Source organism: Gardnerella vaginalis (assembly GCF_040427915.1).
Classification (GTDB): Bacteria; Actinomycetota; Actinomycetes; order Actinomycetales; family Bifidobacteriaceae; genus Bifidobacterium; species Bifidobacterium vaginale_C.
In genome coordinates, this window is the sequence record NZ_JBETXJ010000002.1 from 380,413 (window position 1) to 398,998 (window position 18,586).

The 18,586-nt window shown below is 42.7% G+C and carries 13 protein-coding genes; 7 read left to right on the forward strand and 6 right to left on the reverse strand.

Going from position 1 to position 18,586, the window contains the following annotated elements; translation table 11 throughout:
• Positions 1-22 precede the first annotated feature (22 nt).
• From pulA to malQ, 3 genes are all read left to right on the forward strand, one after another.
• Positions 23-2,014, forward strand: coding sequence for a type I pullulanase (gene pulA, locus ABVC65_RS01515; RefSeq protein ID WP_353582438.1), 1,992 nt, complete (start codon positions 23-25; stop codon positions 2,012-2,014).
• Positions 2,015-2,432: 418 nt separating this feature from the next.
• Positions 2,433-5,357, forward strand: a complete 2,925-nt coding sequence (locus ABVC65_RS01520) for a hypothetical protein (protein ID WP_353582439.1) — start codon at positions 2,433-2,435, stop codon at positions 5,355-5,357.
• A gap of 271 nt (positions 5,358-5,628) precedes the next feature.
• Complete coding sequence (malQ, locus tag ABVC65_RS01525; protein ID WP_353582440.1) at positions 5,629-7,878, forward strand: 4-alpha-glucanotransferase; 2,250 nt, start codon at positions 5,629-5,631, stop codon at positions 7,876-7,878.
• Between the two features lie 336 nt (positions 7,879-8,214).
• On the opposite strand, the gene ABVC65_RS01530 is transcribed toward malQ, so the two are convergent.
• The 3 genes from ABVC65_RS01530 to ABVC65_RS01540 all read right to left on the reverse strand — a co-directional run bounded on the left by ABVC65_RS01530 (position 8,215) and on the right by ABVC65_RS01540 (position 10,672).
• Complete coding sequence (locus ABVC65_RS01530; RefSeq protein WP_004112933.1) at positions 8,215-8,829, reverse strand: YesL family protein; 615 nt, start codon at positions 8,827-8,829, stop codon at positions 8,215-8,217.
• Between the two features lie 158 nt (positions 8,830-8,987).
• On the reverse strand, positions 8,988-9,821 hold the full coding sequence (locus ABVC65_RS01535) for a carbohydrate ABC transporter permease (protein ID WP_004112932.1): 834 nt from the start codon (positions 9,819-9,821) through the stop codon (positions 8,988-8,990).
• The gene (locus ABVC65_RS01540; RefSeq protein ID WP_004112931.1) at positions 9,818-10,672 is read right to left on the reverse strand and encodes a carbohydrate ABC transporter permease; all 855 of its coding nucleotides are present in this window, start codon (positions 10,670-10,672) and stop codon (positions 9,818-9,820) included. The genes ABVC65_RS01535 and ABVC65_RS01540 overlap by 4 nt, the downstream gene beginning before the upstream one ends.
• A 349-nt stretch (positions 10,673-11,021) precedes the next feature.
• Between ABVC65_RS01540 and ABVC65_RS01545 the strand changes: the two genes are divergently transcribed.
• The gene (locus ABVC65_RS01545) at positions 11,022-12,041 is read left to right on the forward strand and encodes a LacI family DNA-binding transcriptional regulator (RefSeq protein ID WP_353582441.1); all 1,020 of its coding nucleotides are present in this window, start codon (positions 11,022-11,024) and stop codon (positions 12,039-12,041) included.
• 270 nt (positions 12,042-12,311) lie between these two features.
• Here ABVC65_RS01545 and ABVC65_RS01550 read toward each other — a convergent pair whose 3' ends face one another.
• Together ABVC65_RS01550 and ABVC65_RS01555 are read right to left on the reverse strand one after the other, a co-directional pair.
• Positions 12,312-13,655 carry an ABC transporter substrate-binding protein gene (locus ABVC65_RS01550; protein ID WP_353582442.1) on the reverse strand — a complete coding sequence of 448 codons (1,344 nt, stop codon included), beginning with the start codon at positions 13,653-13,655 and terminating at the stop codon, positions 12,312-12,314.
• A gap of 154 nt (positions 13,656-13,809) precedes the next feature.
• On the reverse strand, positions 13,810-14,568 hold the full coding sequence (locus tag ABVC65_RS01555) for a histidine phosphatase family protein (RefSeq protein WP_004113771.1): 759 nt from the start codon (positions 14,566-14,568) through the stop codon (positions 13,810-13,812).
• 183 nt (positions 14,569-14,751) lie between these two features.
• Here ABVC65_RS01555 and ABVC65_RS01560 point away from each other — a divergent pair, with 183 nt between their 5' ends.
• Together ABVC65_RS01560 and ABVC65_RS01565 are read left to right on the forward strand one after the other, a co-directional pair.
• Complete coding sequence (locus ABVC65_RS01560; RefSeq protein WP_353582443.1) at positions 14,752-15,324, forward strand: hypothetical protein; 573 nt, start codon at positions 14,752-14,754, stop codon at positions 15,322-15,324.
• 88 nt (positions 15,325-15,412) lie between these two features.
• Positions 15,413-16,225, forward strand: coding sequence for a nitroreductase family protein (locus tag ABVC65_RS01565; protein WP_353582444.1), 813 nt, complete (start codon positions 15,413-15,415; stop codon positions 16,223-16,225).
• A 48-nt stretch (positions 16,226-16,273) separates the two neighbouring features.
• On the opposite strand, the gene ABVC65_RS01570 is transcribed toward ABVC65_RS01565, so the two are convergent.
• Positions 16,274-16,540 carry a hypothetical protein gene (locus ABVC65_RS01570; RefSeq protein ID WP_004138399.1) on the reverse strand — a complete coding sequence of 89 codons (267 nt, stop codon included), beginning with the start codon at positions 16,538-16,540 and terminating at the stop codon, positions 16,274-16,276.
• 437 nt (positions 16,541-16,977) lie between these two features.
• Here ABVC65_RS01570 and ABVC65_RS01575 point away from each other — a divergent pair, with 437 nt between their 5' ends.
• Positions 16,978-18,504, forward strand: a complete 1,527-nt coding sequence (locus ABVC65_RS01575) for an aminotransferase class I/II-fold pyridoxal phosphate-dependent enzyme (protein ID WP_353582445.1) — start codon at positions 16,978-16,980, stop codon at positions 18,502-18,504.
• Positions 18,505-18,586: the final 82 nt, after the last annotated feature.

The following is an 18,586-nucleotide window of genomic DNA, read 5'->3' on the forward strand; positions in this document are numbered from 1 at the left end:
AATTAAAAGAAGGATATATTACATGACGTTCACGTCTTCAACACAATGGCCAGTGTACTCGGGTCAGCTTGGATGCTCGCTTAATGAAAAATCAACAACATTCACAGTTTGGGCGCCAACCGCATCATGCGTAACGCTAAGACTTTTTGAAACAGGAAATAACAGCGAGCCGTTCAAAACACGTAATTTAAAGCCATTGCGCGACGGCGCATGGAGAACGTCAATATTGCAAAGGCTAGATGGCGTTTACTACGATTTTCTGGTGACTTTTGCGGATGGAAAAGTCAATCGTACAAGTGACCCGTGGGGTGTTGCTAGTGGCGTAAATGGCGAGCGCAGCATGGTTGTAAGTGAGGAACGCGTTAGCCCAGCTGACTGGCACAAAGATAAGTCGCCAGAGTTTGTACGCCATGCGACGGTTGTTTGGGAAACGCATGTTGAGGACTTTAGCAGCAATCCTAATGGTGGTTTTAATCCAGAACATAGGGGTCAGTATCTTGCTTTTACAGATTCGCATACGACTTTAGATGGCGATAAGCACTTCCCTACTGGAATTGACTATCTTAAAAAACTTGGCGTAACTCACGTTCAACTAATGCCAATCTACGATTTTGCTACTGTGGATGAGGTTGCGATTTCGTCTGCTCGCAAAAACGGTGAGGGTGTGGATTCGCTTTACAATTGGGGCTACGATCCACATGCGTACAATGTGCCGGAGGGTGCTTACTCTAGCAATCCATACGACGGTACGGCAAGAATACGCGAGTGCAAGGCGATGATTGGCGCTTTGCATAAGAATGGTATACGCGTAGTTATGGATGTTGTTTATAACCACATGTTTGAGGCTGCGTCGAATGTGTTTGAAAGTGTAGCTCCAGGCTATTTCTGCAGGCGTAAGGCTGATGGGTCTTTTGCAAATGGTTCTGGCTGCGGCAACGAGATGGCTTCCGATCATCCTATGTTTAGGCGTTTTATGATTGAGTCCATTTTGCATTGGGCGCGCTGCTACCACGTGGATGGCTTTAGATTTGACCTTATGGGCTTAACGGACGCGGAAACGTTGAACATGATTCGCGCAGAGCTAGATAAGCTTGATGGCGGCAAAGATATTCTTATGTACGGCGAGCCGTGGGGCGCGGGCGCTGCAGCTGTTGGCGATGACTGCCCTATGGGTGATAAAAATGGTCGCGGCCACCTTGATTCTAGAATCGGCTGGTTTAGTGATGAGTCTCGTGACACGCTTAAGGGCAATGTTATGGATCATCATGACCGCGGATATGTAAATGGCAATGAGTTTTGGACTGCGGATCCTGTTCGTAACGCGTTTAATGGCTGGCGTGGTATGCCTTGTGCTGGTAAAAGCGTTGGTCAGATTGTGCAGTATGTTTCTGCTCACGATGATTTGACTTTGTGGGATAAACTGTGTATTTCTATGCGCGATAACGCGTCTAGCAGCGATTTTGACGCAAGTGACCCAAACAGCGTTGCAGACATCTTTAGCGCTAATATTCTTAGCTCCGGCATAATTTTGTGTTCTGCTGGAATGCCATTTATGCTTGGCGGCGAAGAGTTTGGTCGCACTAAGCACGGTTGCGATAATTCCTATAATCGCGGTGTGCTTATGAATCAGCTGGATTGGTCTAGAACTAAACAATTCCAGCCGCTTGTAGAGTGGTATAGTGCGCTTATATCGCTTCGCGCTAAGAATGCGGAGTTTTATGATGCTCAGCACACAAGGCTTACTGCGTCTGATAATACTGTTCTTGCGGAGCAGATTGGAAGCGATTTGATTGTGTGCGTAAATCCTATGAATGATGCGTCTGCAACAATTGATTTGCCTGCTAAATCTGCAAACCCGTGGCGCTACGTGTTGGATTCCACTGAGTATTTTGCTAAGTGGACGGGGCGCGACTCTGGCAGCTGCGTTTCTATGCTGTGCGATGATAATGGCTCTCAGCGTGCGGTTCATGTGCCGCCGCGTACATTTGTTGTGTTGAGTCGCAAGCGCGCTTGATTGCTCGAGTTCTTGAGCGCGCTCGACTTGCATTTTATCCCGATTTTGTTCCCTTATTCCTATGATTTGGGAACAAAGTCGGGATTATTTTTTGGTTTATAGTCGAATACTAATATTTTGAATACTTAGTCGAATACTTAGTCGAATACTAATATTTCAAGGCAAATCCTTGTAATTTCCTTAATTGTTCCTTATAACTTGCCAAAGTTAGCGAATTATTCCTGTTGTTCTGCTAGAATCACTTTTATACTTTATACCCCTATTATGTATATGCAGAGTAGAGAAGTAGAAAGTTCAGAAACAAGACAGGGACGTGATGCAGACGCAGATTGTATGCCAGCGCTTTGATCTTACAACTTGATAATTAAACAAATATCCCCACCCCCCAAACCTAAATGATTTGAAGAATGAGGTAAATATGAACGCTAAGATTGCAGCCGCCATCTCTTTGGGTGCTAGCTCTTTGGCTCTTATTGGAAGCATAAGCATTGCAAACGCTGCCAACGCCGCCGACGCGACTACAACAGATACGTCCAATCATCCAGCAGCACGGGTTGAGACCATATCCAACACTGGTTTTAATGCTGTTAGCAATGTTATGTCTTACGGTCCAGAAGATTCTACACCACAAACCGTTAATCCTCCTGTTGCTGGCGACGCTGTTGCTGGTAAGCAAGAGAAAGAAAATTCTGGAACAGTTCAAGGTTCAGACACATCTAAGAATAACACTCCAGCAAATGCAGAGATACTCCAAAAAGTCGAAGAATCAACGAAACTGCAAAAAGAAGCTAAGAATAAGCATGATGAAGCAAATAAAGCTGTAGAAGAAGCAAAACGAGAAGTTGAAGATACTGCAAGAAAAATTAATGAAGCTGTAGAAAAGAAAAATAATGCAGAAAATAGCATTGCTGAGACCAATAAGAAAATAGAAACAGAGACTCAGAATATAGCAAATGCCAAGCAGCGCATTGAAGAGAAGAATAGAGCCGTAGAAGAGGCAGAAAAAGCCAAGAAGGTTGCTGACGAGGCTAGACAAAATGCTGAACAAGTAAACAAGATTAGGTCTGAAGAAAAAGCTGCAAAAGATGAACTTGCTAAGGATGCAAAAGATGACCACGAAGATACTGCAGAAGATTTAGCAAATGAAGAAAAGGCTAAATCTACGCTTGAAGCAGAGCTAGCTGAAGATAGAAAAAATGTTGAACAAGCAAAATCAGATGCTGAACAAGCAGAAAAAACCGCTGCCAAAGGTAAAGACGCTGAAACTAATCTTAATAAAATCAATTCAAATCTTGAGAAATTAACAGAAGAATTAAAAGAAGCTAAGAATAATAAAGAAACAAACTCCAGCAAAATCGCAGAGTTGAAGAAAAATGTTGAAAAAGCAAATGAATCTGTTTCAAATGCTAAAAAGGATGTAGAAGAAAAGAAACGTAAATATGTTTTACAGCAAGAAAAAGTAAATACTCTTGAAAAGCAGCTACAGGAATTAGAAAAAGATACTTCTAAACTTGGCAACTCTGAGCATGCTGAAAAAATGAATAAAATAGGACAAGAAAAACTAACTGAAAGCGATGCAGCAGAAAAACTTAAATCAGAGTTAGACAATGCTACTCGTACGCTTCAAGAAGAAACAACAAAAGCTAATAAAGCTGAGCAAGATCTGATGGAAGCAAACAAAAACAATGACGCTATTAATGAAATATCAGATGCAATTAAAGAGTTAACTTCTGAAAAGGAATACAATAATAAGATTGTATTGGAAGCTGCTGAAGCAAAAGAACTTGCATCTAGAAAGAAGACTGAGGCTGAAAAATTAGCTAAAGATATTAAAGAAAAAGAATTAAAGTTACAGGAATACGAAAAAACAATAGCCGAATTACGCGAATCTAAACAAGATGCCGAAAAAGCTTTTTCTACCACTAAAGAGGCAGCAGAAAAAGCTAAAGAGGAGGCAGAAAAAGCTGCTCAAAACTTACTAGCAAGAACAGAAGAAGCACTAAGAGCAGAGAAAAAAGTTCAAGACGAAACTGCTAATTTTGAAAACGCTAAAATGGATAAGGATACCGCCGAAAAGAATCTTAATCAACTGAAAGAAGACTTGAAGCGAATCGATAAAGAAATATCAGAAGCGAAAACTACTGTTGAATCAACTAAACAACTTGCTGAAACAGCAAAGCAAAAACTAAATGATGCAAAAACTAATGTTGAAGCAACTAAAGCAAAGATCTTAGAGCTAAAAGCTTCGATTGAAGAGACCAAGCGTACACTTATTTCAAAATATGCTGCGAGCACCCAAACCATAGAAACAGCTTTTGCTTTCATGATAAATGAGGTTGCTCATCGATCTAAAGAACTTGATAAATCAACACAAACGTTGAACGATGTGGAAAAGAGTCTCACTGCAGCAAAACAGAAGGCTGAGGAAGCTTTGAATCCACAGGCGCAAAAGCCAGCTCCTGCTCCAAGCGCGCCGCAAGAGGCTCCACAGACTCAGCCGCAAGAGACTCCACAGGATCATCCACAAAATCCTGCAGTGCCAGAAACACACGCTCCTTCTGCACCAGAGTCACAAGCTCCGCTTACACCTCCAGCGCCTCCAGCGGCTTCAAATCCACAGGTTCAGAAGCCAGAAAACGGTGTGAATCCAGAAAACAACGCGAAGCCAGAGGACAACACGCAAGATAGCAATAGCTCTTCTCGAGGAGACTTTGCAGGAAGCAACTCGCAGCAAGACGGTGGCAATTTGAGTGTTGCTCCAGCTCCAAACACTCCGCAGAATGCGCCACAGAACAATGCTGCACCAAGTGCGCCACAGGCTTCGGCTCCTTCTGCTCCACAGTCTGCTCCACAGTCTGCACCTAAGCACAGTGCTGTCCCAGCAAAACAAACGGAGTCCACACATACCGCAAAAGCTGCAGAAGCACTAGTAGAAAACGCTACTGCTAAGTCGCCAGCAACCGCAGAGACTCCTGCACGCACGCCTCGTGCTGCAGCATCTGCTGCAGCACCTACTACAACACCATCTACCGCACATTCCCATACGCAAAGCGATGCCGAAAAATCAAATAACAGCAACGCTTCTAAGGGAAAGGAAGATGTAAAGAGCGAATCCAAGGAATCCGAAGATTCTAAGAATAACGAATCTAATAACAACAATTCTAAGAACGAAGAATCCAAAAACGAGGATTCCAAGAGCGCAGAGGCTGCAACCCCAAAGGCAACAGCTCAAGATTCTGGAAACAGCGCATTCATGAAGATTGCAGCAATCGCAGGAAGCATCACTGCTGGAATCGCAGCAATCGGCGCAGGATGGCACTTTATGCGAATTCGTCGCAAGTAGTCGCAAGTAGTGAACATGCGCAAATAATCGCAAATAACAAATAACAAAACCGCAGTTGGCATTTAGCTTTCTGCGGTTTTTGTTAATGCGGTTTTTGTTAAATCCCACTAAAATCGCCAATATTGCAAACGATATCAATACTTAATATAATGGTTAGCTAGAGCGTGCCTCAATCCAGTGATGTGTTGAGAAATCGCACTCTTCGACATCGTTTGCAAACCAACATCGATGCGACGAGATTACATGTGCCACTGATTAACAAAGGAGCATCATGAGCACAACAGACAACGCCAAAACAAAGGCTGCCACGCCTGTGCCCGTAGAAGAAAGCGCAGAACGACTCAATCGTCCACTAATTCAGCTAGCAAAAGCCTGCGGAGTTGCAACTTTCTACATAGACCAACTAGGCGACTATACGGAAATTACCGATGAAGCTCTTGTTGGCGTGCTAGATGCACTAGGTTGGCAAGCAGATACAGAGGAAAATATTGCAAACTCACTAAAACTAGTGCAAGAAAAGCGAGATAACGAACTTCTGCCACCAACCGTTGTATGCTTTAATGGCACAAAAACAATAGTGCCTGTGCACACTGGCGGCAGTGCAATCGACCCAAGCAAAATTCATGTAACGCTGACTTTAGAAGACGGAACAGAATACGAGGATACGCCTGATAAGCCTCTTAATAACTTTAAGACAAGCAAAGAGGGCGACTTGTTGCTGGAACTTCCAGAAGATTTGCCAATGGGTTACCACACTCTGAAAGCAACTGTAGATGACGAATGCTCCTTGCATACTCAGGTTACACTGATTTCTGCTCCAGCAAGAATCCCTCTTCCACAAAGCGTTCAGGAACGCCATCGCTGGGGCTACATGACTCAGCTCTACTCCGTGCGATCAAAGGAATCTTGGGGAGTTGGCGATTATGGCGATTTGCGTAGACTTCTTAAAGACGCGGGTAGCATTGGCAAAGCCGACTTCATGCTTATAAACCCAATTCACGCTTGCGCACCAGTGGCACCTTTAGAGCCTTCGCCTTATTTGCCTGAGTCGCGCAGATTCTTAAACGTAACTTATATTCGCCCACAGGATATTCCAGAATACGAGCAATTAAGCGATAGCCAGAGAGAACAAGTAGAGGCTCTGCACGAGTCGGTTGAAGCGCAAAACAACGATCCAAATCCTATGGATATTAACGCTGCTTGGAGCGCAAAACTACCAGCATTAAAGATGATTTTTGAGCAGCCTAGAAGCGCAGAGCGCGAGCAGGATTTCGCAGACTTTAAGGCGCGTTCTGGAGAAGACTTAGACGCTTTTGCAACTTGGTGCGTAGCCTTTGAAGTTTGGGGCGCTCCTTGGGGAGATAACCTTTGGTTTGATACCACTGGCAAGGGCACTCCGCAGATTGACGCACTTAAGAGCGAGCACGCCGATTTGTTGGAGTTCCACCGCTGGCTGCAGTGGATTGCAGACGAGCAGGTTGCAGCTGCCCACGCCGAAGCCAAAGCCGCTGGAATGGCAATCGGTCTTATGCAAGACATGGCTGTTGGCGTTCACGGCTATGGCGCAGATGTGTGGTGGAGCCCAGAGCGATTTGCTAACGGCGTTAGCGTTGGTGCACCTCCAGACTTCTACAACCAGCAAGGTCAAGATTGGGGTCAGCCTCCATTTGACCCTAATTATCTAGACGAAACTGGATACATTGCATACCGAGACATGGTTCACAACGTGTTCTTGCATGCTGGCGCGGTTCGCATTGACCACGTGCTCGGTCTTTTCCGCTTATGGTGGATTCCGCAAGGTCAAGGAGCTAAAAACGGTGCTTACGTGTACTACAACGTGGACGCTATGCTTGCTGTTCTTAGTATTGAGGCAACTCGCGCAGGCGGATTGGTGATTGGCGAAGATTTGGGCACTGTTCCAGCATATGTTTCTAAGGTTCTTGCCTCGCACGGAATTCTTGGAACTGTTGTTGAATGGTTCACTCACAACGACGATGCAGAAAAAGCCGCTAAGAAGGCTGGTAAGAAGCAGATTATATTTGCAAACCCTTCTACATACCGCGAATACGCTTTGGCATCTGTTACAACTCACGACATGCCACCTACAGCTGGATACCTTGCTTTCGAGCATGTTAAACTTCGCGAGGAGCTTCATTTGCTTACCGATTCTGTAGAAAGCTTCCAGAAGGCTGCGAGCGCAGAACGAGACGCCATGATGAAAATGCTTTTGGAAGGCGGATGGATTAGCAAGGATGCTGCAGAACATGTAGAGGACCATGTGCAAGAGATTGTAGAGGCCATGCATGCGATTATGCGTACTTCCCCATCTTTGCTTTTGCAAGTGGCGCTTGTTGACGCAGTTGGAGAAAAGCGTTCGCAGAATCAGCCTGGAACAAGTACAGAATATCCAAATTGGCGTATTCCTCTTGCTGACAAAGATGGCAATGTTATTCACACTGACGAAGTGTTCAAGTCGCCTAGAGTGCTTTCTATGGCAGCTGTTATGAACGGCAAACAATAGTTAGAATTTAAGCCAAAATAACAGTCAAAACAACAATAAAACAACAAAAAGAAAGGGCTAAAAACCTTTATAAATAAAGCCATTTAGAGTATAATGGAAGGGTATGGTTACCTGTTAAGAGTAACTTTATTCCCTCCCCCGACATGGTGTTAGGATTTGTGCATAGTTGCACATTTAACGCACCTTGTAATGATGTCCCAAATGAGGCGAACATCCGTGATGGTGTTCGCCTCATTAATTATTTTGCCGATTGCCCTTATTTGGTTACCACGGTTATTTGGTTACCCAAATAACCAATTAAATATAATTCTCGGGTTACTAATGTCAATTCACAGATCACTTACCACTTGTTTTAACGTATTTTGCAAACACGCGCTCAAGCAGCGGAGTGTGAAGCATAATCAAAGACCCCCATCCAAGCAAAATCAACAATGGCAATCCCTGCAAAAAATACTTTAAAGATAAATAGACAAGCGCAAAAAATACAGAGTCAAGCAAAACCATCATAAAAGTGGTTGCAATGTAAGATACGCTAAAAATCAACGAATTAATCAAAGTTCTACCAACAGAATTTTCAAATCTTGCTTGAAGAGCAAACACCCATTGAGCAACCAAAACCCATAAAATACTAATCGCAAACTTTATTATTAAAAGTGGCGTAAGCTGCAGAAAAATCCAAGACCCTACAATTGCCACAAGAATCGGAAGCAAAATTATCCAAATAATAGTAGATTTAACAAAATTATTTTTAAAAGATTTAAAATAGATTGAAGTTGTGTGTGCTTCGCCGCGCTCAATTCTTCTAGCAGTTTCATGAGCAGCTGTAATTGATGCGCCAATCGTTATAATCGGAACACTCGTAATAATCATTAAAATGGTAAGCCATACTGCGTCTGCAAACGATTCCATTCCTTGAGCAAACTTTGAATCGGGGCTTCCAAAAGAAATCATTACAACCACTCCTGCATAGTTAAACGCAATCTAAAACAAATCTAAAACAAATCTAAAACAACAATACACTAAAAAATACTCCTAAACACAAATGATGGTGGAAGCAAAGTTTTGCAACCACCATCATCATGCAACCGAAGCCCGAAGGAGAAAAGACCTCAGCCTTTTACCGCACCAGCCATAACGCCTTTGATAATATACTTCTGGCAGATGAGGTAGAAAATAATAATTGGAAGAATGGCAAGAACCAAGCAGCCCATCATGGCACCCATTTCAACAGAACCATAACCACCCTTCAAATATTGAACTGCAATCGAAACAGTCTTATACTTGTTCAGATCCAAAGTGAGGTAAGGAAGAAGGAAGTCATTCCAAATCCACATTGTTTGCAAAATCGACACAGATATAATAGCAGGTCTCATAATCGGAACAATAATCTGGAAGAATATGCGCGGTACGGAAGCGCCATCAATCATTGCGGACTCTTCCAACTCCTGAGGAATACCCTTCACAACGCCCGTGAAAATAAACACAGCCAAACCTGCGCCAAAGCCAAGGTAGATAATCCACAATCCCCAAGGGGTGTTCAATCCAAGCTTTGTAGTGATGTTGGAAAGAGTGAACATAACCATCTGGAATGGCACAATCATATTGAACAAGAACAATACGTAAAGCAGCTTTGCAGCCCAATTGTTTACTCGCACAATCCACCATGCGCACATCGAAGTGCACAAAAGAATCAGAACCACAGCGCCAATCGTTACAACAATTGTCCACCAGAAGCTCATCAACAAATTCGTGCGGTTAATGCCAAGAACGTAATTATCAAAACCAATAAACGACTTTGGAGTAAGTGAGAATGGCTCGCTAGCAATATACACCTTTGACTTAAAGGAGTTCATAAACACTAACGCGATTGGGAAAATCCACAACAAACTCACTACAGCAAAAAGCGTGGTCCAAAGCACAGGATGCTTAGTCTTCTCGTTCATGCTGCCACCTCCTTAGACGTTGTCAACCTGTTCTGAATCAAAGCAATTACAGCCACAATGATGAAGAATATGACTGCCTTTGCCTGACCGACGCCTTCACCATTGATTCTTCCATAGAATGTGTTGAAAATGTTCAACGCCAACATCTCCGACTTTCTGGAAGGAGCACCATTAGTCAACGCCAAGTTCTGATCGAACAGCTTGAATCCGTTTGTAACAGTCAAGAATGTGCACACTGTAATGGACGGCATCATAAGAGGAATCGTAATCTTAAACAGCGTCTGCATTGGAGTTGCGCCATCAACAGCTGCCGCCTCAATAACATCTCCTGGAAGCGCCTGCAAACCAGCAATGTAAATAATCATCATATATCCGATTTGCTGCCAGCATATCAAAAGAACCATGCCCCAGAATCCGTACGTTGCAGAATACGTAATAGCACGACCAAAATAGCCTAAAATACCATTAAGCACTACTTGCCAAACATAGCCCAAAACAATGCCACCAATAAGATTTGGCATAAAGAACACTGTACGGAATAAGTTTGAACCTTTGAACTTCTTTGTAAGCATATACGCAATTGCAAAAGCAATAACGTTAATAACAACTGTTGTTACAACAGTAAAAGCAGTTGTGAAAATCAACGAATGAATAAAATGAGGATCGCGCAAAGCCTTGCGATAATTGCGAATACCCACAAACTTTCCATCCGTAACAGTATGGAACTTAGTAAAGCTAAGATACACACCCATTACGAATGGCACTAAAAAGCCGATTACAAAAGCAGCAAACGTTGGCAAAGCGAATAACGCCCACCATTTGCGTATTGCTTTTCCACTCATATTAATCATGACTCGTCACTTTCTCCTCCTTGAGTACAACGCCTGTACGAGCGTCGACGCCCGAACCAACACTTTTATATTACTACATGCAACAGCAATGTCAAACGTTGTCATTTTTTGCATGTCGTTACGCGATGAAATCAAAATCAAATGTGAAGAAAATCCCTATTTTTGGCGATTTTGCAGCAAAATCTGCTATTATTATTTTTATTGCAAACGTTTGTGTATAAGAGGCGCAATGAACATTGATGTATGCGCTGCTCATATACTATCGTTGAAGATGTTTGAATGATATTAATGAAGACATTAATAAAAATATTGATGAAGATATTGATGTTGTGCGAATAAAGGAGTTCACATGCCGGCTAATATTCAAGATGTTGCCAACGAAGCTCACGTATCAGTATCTACTGTTTCGCGCTCATTTACACGACCAGACTTAGTTTCCGCAATAACTCGCGACAAAGTGTTGGCTATTGCAGAAAAACTAAACTTCTCAATATCTCGTTCTGCAGCCGCGTTAAAATCTGGCAGAACTCTAAGAGTCGCACTACTAATGAGCGACAGCATTCGTCTGTGGTTTAGCGCATCCATAATGCAAGGATTGAATCAGGTTCTTCACCCAGCAGGCTACGATCTATCAATTTTCCAAATATCAAGCAGCCAAGAGCGCGCAGAATTTTTTGATATGCTACCAACTCGAAGAAATGCGGATGCTGTAATAGTTTGCTCATTTGACGTGAATAAGTCGGAAGTTGCTTCATTAAAGGCAACTGGCGTACCAGTTTTAGGCATAAACTGCTTATATCCTATGGACTGCGATTTTGACGCAACAATTAATATTGATGACGATCAGGGCGCTAGGCTTATGGCTCGCCACCTTATTGGATTAGGTCATAAAAATATAGCTTATATTCGCACAAATCGCGATGTTTCCCTTCATTTCAGCGTTTTACAACGTTATCATTCGTTTATTGACGAATGCAAGATTAACAATATTACTCCTACAGAAATCGTAGCTCCAGAAGGTTTAGACCGCATAAGTTCAATAGTTTCATCGCTTTTAAGCAACAGTAGTATGCCTACTGCAATCGCATGCCAAGAAGACGGAATAGCAATACCTTTAATGTTCCAGCTTTCTAGAAGCGGATACAGCACACCAGGTGATCTTTCAATTATCGGTTTTGACGACAGCTTCTACGCTAGAGAAACAGGACTTACAACTATTAGACAAGACCCTGTAAGTATGGCAGTGGATGCTGCAAAAATGACTTTATCTTTAATTAATAGAGATTATTTAGATGAAAGTCGCCGATACATTACGATTCCAGCACAGTTAATTGTGCGCTCGAGTACATCTCAACTTGACGTAGATTAGTTTAAGTACCATCTTAAATGCAATCTTAAAATACTATTTAAATATCAGACTAAATCAGACTAAATTCAAATTCAGCCTAAATTCAGCCTAAATTCAAACAAAAGAGCTTCAAACCCCTAAGGCTTGAAGCTCTTTTAGTAGGCTATTAATGCACTGTGCTAATGCAATTACATCAACAGCCCAATCTTATTAAATTATCATTTTAAATTATGTTCTTAAATTATGACTTTAATTTGTAATCAAGTTTAAGCCGAATAATCAATATTCAGATTAATCCTGATCTTCGTGAGTCTGAGCAACTTCCTTAGCCCAATTGTCAACGAAGGCGCTCTTAACCTTATCCCACTTGCCAGTGCCCTGAGCATACTCAAGCAAAGCGGAGCCAAGATCGTTCTTCCAGTTGTCAGATGGCATCATAGTGAAGTTCCAGCTTACAGGAGTCTTACCAGACTGAGCATCTTCAACAGCAGCAGCAGTCAAAGGATTCTCAGACTTCATATCAGCAAAGCTCTTGAATGGAGTGGTGAAGCCCATCTTCTTAGACATAGCTTCCTTGCCGTAATCAGAGGTAAGAACCCACTTCAAGAAGTCCTTAGTTGCCTTCTTGTTTGCATCCGAAGTCTTATCGTTAATGCACCAGTAGTTCTCGGAGCCAGTAGCCAAGCCCTGCTTTTCTTCGCCCTTAGCACCAATGTAGATTGGGAGCATGCCAAGGTCTTCAGCCTTCATACCAGCCTTCTGCAAGTCGGTCCAAGCCCAAGTACCATTCTGATAGAACACAGCCTTGCCAAGCGAGAACTCAGAGTTTGCATCCTCGCCAGTCTTAGAGCTGAGCTGAGTTGCAGGAGTGGTGGAATCAGTAATGTAAAGATCAAAGATCTTCTTGTAGCCATCAAGGAACGTGCCCTTAATCTTTGCTGGCTGCTTAGTTACCTTGTCTGCCTTGAACTCATAGTACAGAGGAATGTTTGCAAGGTGAGTCTTAAAGCGCCAATCAGAGCTGGAATCGAAGCCAGCAGAAGTGAAAGCACCATCAACACCAAGTTCACCCTTACGAGCCTGAATGTCATCAGCAACAGCCTTAAGCTTATCGAAGGAATTAATCTCTTCAGCAGACTTTACCTTTGCATCCTTAAGCTCAGTGTACTTCTTTAACAAAGACTTGTTGTAAATCAAGCCGTAAGTTTCCATTGCGTATGGAACACCAACAACCTTGTCTCCATCCTTAAGAGCAATATCCTTGTTCTGAAGCTGCTTGTAAAGCTCGGTATCCTTAAGATCTGCAGTGTAATCCTTCCAGCTTGCGTAGCCAACAGGGCCATTCACCTGGAAGAGTGTAGGCGCTTCGTCGCCCTTGCTGATTTCACTCTTAAGAGACTGCTCATATGTGCCAGAGGCAGCGTTCTGGACCTTTACAGGAACACCAGTCTTCTTGGTATATTCCTTAGCAACTTCCTTCCACTGATCAGCAGATTCTGGCTTGAAGTTAAGGAAGTAAACCTTGCCCTTATCGGAAGAATCCGAAGAGCTGGAACCGCATGCAGCGAGCGCACCGAATGCCATCGCGGAGCAAGCTACAAGCGCAATTGTTGACTTAATTGTACGATTCATCATCGAACCTTTCTCCTATGCCGTCGACCCTACTATGAGCCGCCGCACCCCTAGGTGCCCTTTTCGACAATTTTTATTATGCCTCAAATGCAAAAATATTGCAAACGATAGCAGTGTTGATATGATGGCGTGTCGAATAATCTGCAACAATCACAAATCAACAATTCCAGCGAACGATTACACGATCTCCCTTATAAGTTCCAAGAGCGCTGTAGTGGGCGGTGTCTAGTCGCAGCAACCGCGCTTGAGACGCATCAACGCCTAACCATCTCATAGCTAAAATTCTAAGAACATGCGCGTGCGCAACAATAATCACATCCTTGCCGCTTTTAAGCTTTGGCAAAACAGAGTCGATTATTTTTTGCGTTCGATCAGAAACATCCTGCAGACTTTCCCCATTGCAGCGTACTACTTTCACTGTTTCACCACTCGGAAGAGACTCTTCACAAGAATCCGACATAAACTCTGGAAGAGCCTTAGGACCATCTCGCCAAACATCCCACGATTCTACTCCGCTTAACGCGGAGACATCTTTTCTAGTTCGCCCTTCTGCACACCCATAATCCCATTCAGCTGCGTACTCTAGCGGCGTGCAATGCGTAAAACCTGCTAGTTGAGCTGTTTGACGAGCGCGAACAAGAGGGCTTACAAACTGGCAGTCCGCATCAAAACCCTTAGGAAACGCTTGTCGAATGCGCTCACCAGCATAAACTGCTTGCGAACAACCAATTTGTGTAAGCGGTATATCCGTTCTACCTGTATGCTGACCTGATTCGCTCCAAACAGTTTGTCCGTGACGCAAAAGAACAAGTCTTCCCTCGGGAGCTCCGCCACAAGTTGCTGGAACATCTTGAATCTCGTACGAATCTCCGCTAAATGAACCACCATTAACGTCAACGTCAATACTGTTCAGCATAAATCCACTCCGCCTTAAGCACCGCCAACAAGTCGAAAATCTGCGCTTGGTGCCTTAGCGCAAATCTAAACCCATTACATACAAACTGGCTCCACTGCCATGTTCGCTCGCTTTTATAACACTTTTATAACACTTTTACATGTCAATTACTAATTGGTATTTCGCTACCATTAACATAAAAATATGACGTTAACCCAAAATGATTCACGATATGATTCGCAGCACGATTCACGACAAGACTCTTCTGGTCAATTTTATACCGAATCTTCCAACGCGCATGCAGATTATAGTGCGACTCATAATACGTCTCGCATAGCAACTCGCAGCGCGTCAAATCTTACAATTAAGCGTTTAAACAGGGTTAGCGATAAAGCTATTGCGTTAAAACAAAAAAGACTTAAAAATCCTGACACTTTGTTAGATATGATTGCAAAATCTGCAATTCCTGCAATCGTTACAATGGTCGTAGGTAAAGTCGCAGAAATCGTATGGAAGCATTACGTAAAAAACAATAAAATGCACAAAATCGCGCAAAATAAACAATTTGAGAAATACAGAAAAAATAAAAGCAGTAAAAATAAAGACGTAAATAGAGAAGACTATAAAGAAATCAATAAAGACAATAAACAAGAAGATTCTTTACTAATGAGCATCGGACTGGCGATTTTTAGCGCAATCTTAACAACAGTTGCTGGTAGATACACAAATCGCGCGGTACTATCTGCGATTAATAAAAGGCAAAGTCGCAGAAAATAACAAGAAAAACAAAGTATTAAAAAACAAGGTATTTTAAATAATTTAATATTATAAATATTTTTAAATAGCATAATTTTAAGGAAATAAAATGACAGAGTTGCAGCAAAATAACGATCAAGACAACGAACAGATTGAAGAAAATAAAACAATTCAAACACTTCTTAATCGCAGATCTATACGCGCTTTTAAAAACGAGCCGATTGACCCACAAATTGTCAAGACTCTTGAAGCAGCGGCGCAAAGAGCAGCATGCAGTCAGTTTTTAAACGATTGGTCCGCGATTAAAATCACAAGCGTAAGCCTTAAGAAAAAGCTTTCCGAGCTTGGAAATCAAACTTATATAGCCACAGCACCACTTCTGTATGTTTTTATTATTGACCAGCACAGAAATGCTGCTATAGCGCGCAAAAATGGCATTGATGCAAACGGAAACGACTTTACGCTTAAAACAGGATACAGGTTCTCACAATCACGAAATGACGCAATTCTTGCACTACACGCTATGGAAACAGCCGCGGAATCGCTTGGACTTGGATGCGTAATTCTTGGTTCAATTTTGAACAATATACCCGATTTAATTGAACTTTTGAAGTTGCCAAAATACACGTATCCAGTACTTGGGCTTGCGATTGGAATGCCAGACCAGTCCCCAGAACTAAAACCTCGTATGGATTCGAGCATGCAATTCTTTGAAAATGAATATCCTAGCAGCGATGAAGTTTTGCTTGAAAAACTTGCCGAATTCGACGAAAGAGTGCATAAATACTACGATTTGCGAAATGCCAGCAAACCAGTAGACGCGTTCAGCTCACAAATCACAAAGCTTGCTGTAGATTCTGGAGCCAAAAACCATAGTTGCGAATCGCAGCTTAATGCGCAAGGATTTACTTTTAAGTACTGATTTACTGATTTACTGATTTTTTAGCGTTAATTTTTTAGCGTTAATTCTTTAACGAAGACGCGGCTTATACCCGCGTTTTCTAGACTTAGGTTTGGTTGTTTCAAACCGCGAGCGCATATCGCAATACTTACGAATTGCAGGATTTGAATGCGTTAAATGCCAACTTCCGCAATAATCGCATTTATAAACCCATAATCTCGCTCCGCGCTCTCTAAGGCTTTTATCCGCTGCCATAAGAGCCTGCCCTTTATTGGCATACATTATTTTTTGGGTAGATTCACATCTGCGCGGAGTAAAGAAATACATGTAACCCATAGTATCACCGCAACAAACTGCGCAATTATTTGCCAAAAATGTACCAAATTTGACCCATTTTTGGCACAACGTCAGCAGCTTCTTCCTGCATTTGTTGTCGCAATAGCCAATTCGGTAAACAAACGCGGGAGGAGTACTCGCGCGGATTATACGTTCGAGCGGTGCTACAAACGCACTACAAGATTGTGAATTGCGCAAAATCATATTACAGCAAATCAAAATAAGTTCAATTTAATGTCTTTTAGTTCAAGTCTTAATTATTATTCAGCCAAAATTCAAAATAAATTCAATTTTAGGCTTGCAAAATGCTTTTTTATGCGTAAAATTGTCTTTTAATCGCCTCAAAGTTCAATTTATAGCTTCTATTTTGAACTTTGTTGTAAGTTTGTTCAATTTAAGAATGCTGATTTTATAAGCTTCTATGAGAAAGACGGATTATGGCACAGAATTTTGCAAACGACCTTAAAAAGGCCATGAAGATCAAGGGATATAAGCAGATTGATGTAATCGCGCTTGCAGCAAAAAATGGTCATAAGCTTGGCAAAAGTCAACTAAGTCAATATTTAAGCGGCAAAACTGAGCCACGCAAAGACGTGCGAGATATGCTTGCACAAATTCTTGGAATTAACGGCGACGGAATCAAAGGCGGCCATTCGTGCGCAAAAGTCGCGCAAAACTGCCAGCCTGCAGAAGAATCACAATTAAGTCAGCCACAGCTCACAGAAGAACAACTTTCCCAAACACTCAAACATAGATCTTTCAACAAATCCACCAAACTTGAGCACGTGCTTTACGACGTTCGTGGCCCAGTTGTAGAAGAAGCAAACCGCATGGAAGCAAATGGAACGCATATTTTAAAGCTCAATATTGGGAATCCTGCGCCTTTTGGTTTCCGCGCTCCAGACGAAGTGATTTACGACATGCAGCAGCAGCTTATTGACTGCGAAGGCTACTCGGACAGTCGCGGACTTTTCTCTGCGCGCAAGGCGATTATGCAATACGATCAGCTTAAGGGCATTCCAGGCGTGCAAATGGAGGATATTTACACTGGCAACGGTGTTTCCGAGCTGATTAATCTTTCTATGCAAGCGCTTCTTGATTGCGGCGACGAGATTCTTATTCCAAGCCCAGACTATCCGTTGTGGACTGCGTGCGCGAGCTTGGCTGGCGGCACTCCTGTGCACTACATGTGTGACGAAAAGTCGCATTGGTACCCAGATATTGCCGATATTCGCTCTAAAATCACTCCTCGCACTAAAGCAATCGTGATTATTAACCCAAATAATCCTACGGGTGTGCTGTATAGTCGCGAAGTTTTGGAAGAGATTGTTAAGATTGCACGCGAGTTTAATTTGATTATTTTTGCGGACGAGATTTACGACCGTCTTGTTATGGACGGCAAGAAGCATATTTCGATTGCTTCTCTTGCTCCAGACGTATTCTGCGTAACTTTCAGCGGACTTTCTAAGTCGCATATGATTGCTGGCTTCCGCATCGGCTGGATGAGTCTTTCGGGAGATAAGTCCAAGGCTCGCGACTACATTATGGGACTTAACATGCTGTCTAATATGCGCTTGTGCTCGAACGTTCCTGCGCAGTCGATTATTCAGACTGCTTTGGGTGGATACCAGAGCGTTGAGAAGTATTTGGAGCCAGGCGGACGCGTGTATGAGCAGCGCGAGTATTGCTATAACGCGCTTCAAGAGATGGATGGCGTAAGCGTTGAACGACCAGACGCTGCTTTCTACATGTTTGTAAAGCTCGATCCAAGTCGATACAACATTCACGACGACGAACAGTTTGCTCTTGATTTGCTACGCGATCAGAAATTGCTGATTGTGCACGGCAAAGGCTTTAATTGGCAGACTCCAGGCTACTTCCGCGTAGTCTACTTGCCGCGCTTGCAAACGCTTCGCGACGCAATGGGCAAACTCTCCAGCTTCCTCTCCTACTATCGCCAGTAAAAAAAAATAATTTTTATATAAACAAAAAAATTATTATTAATTCTGGTCATATTACAAAAATTATGCACATAGTGCCACGCTA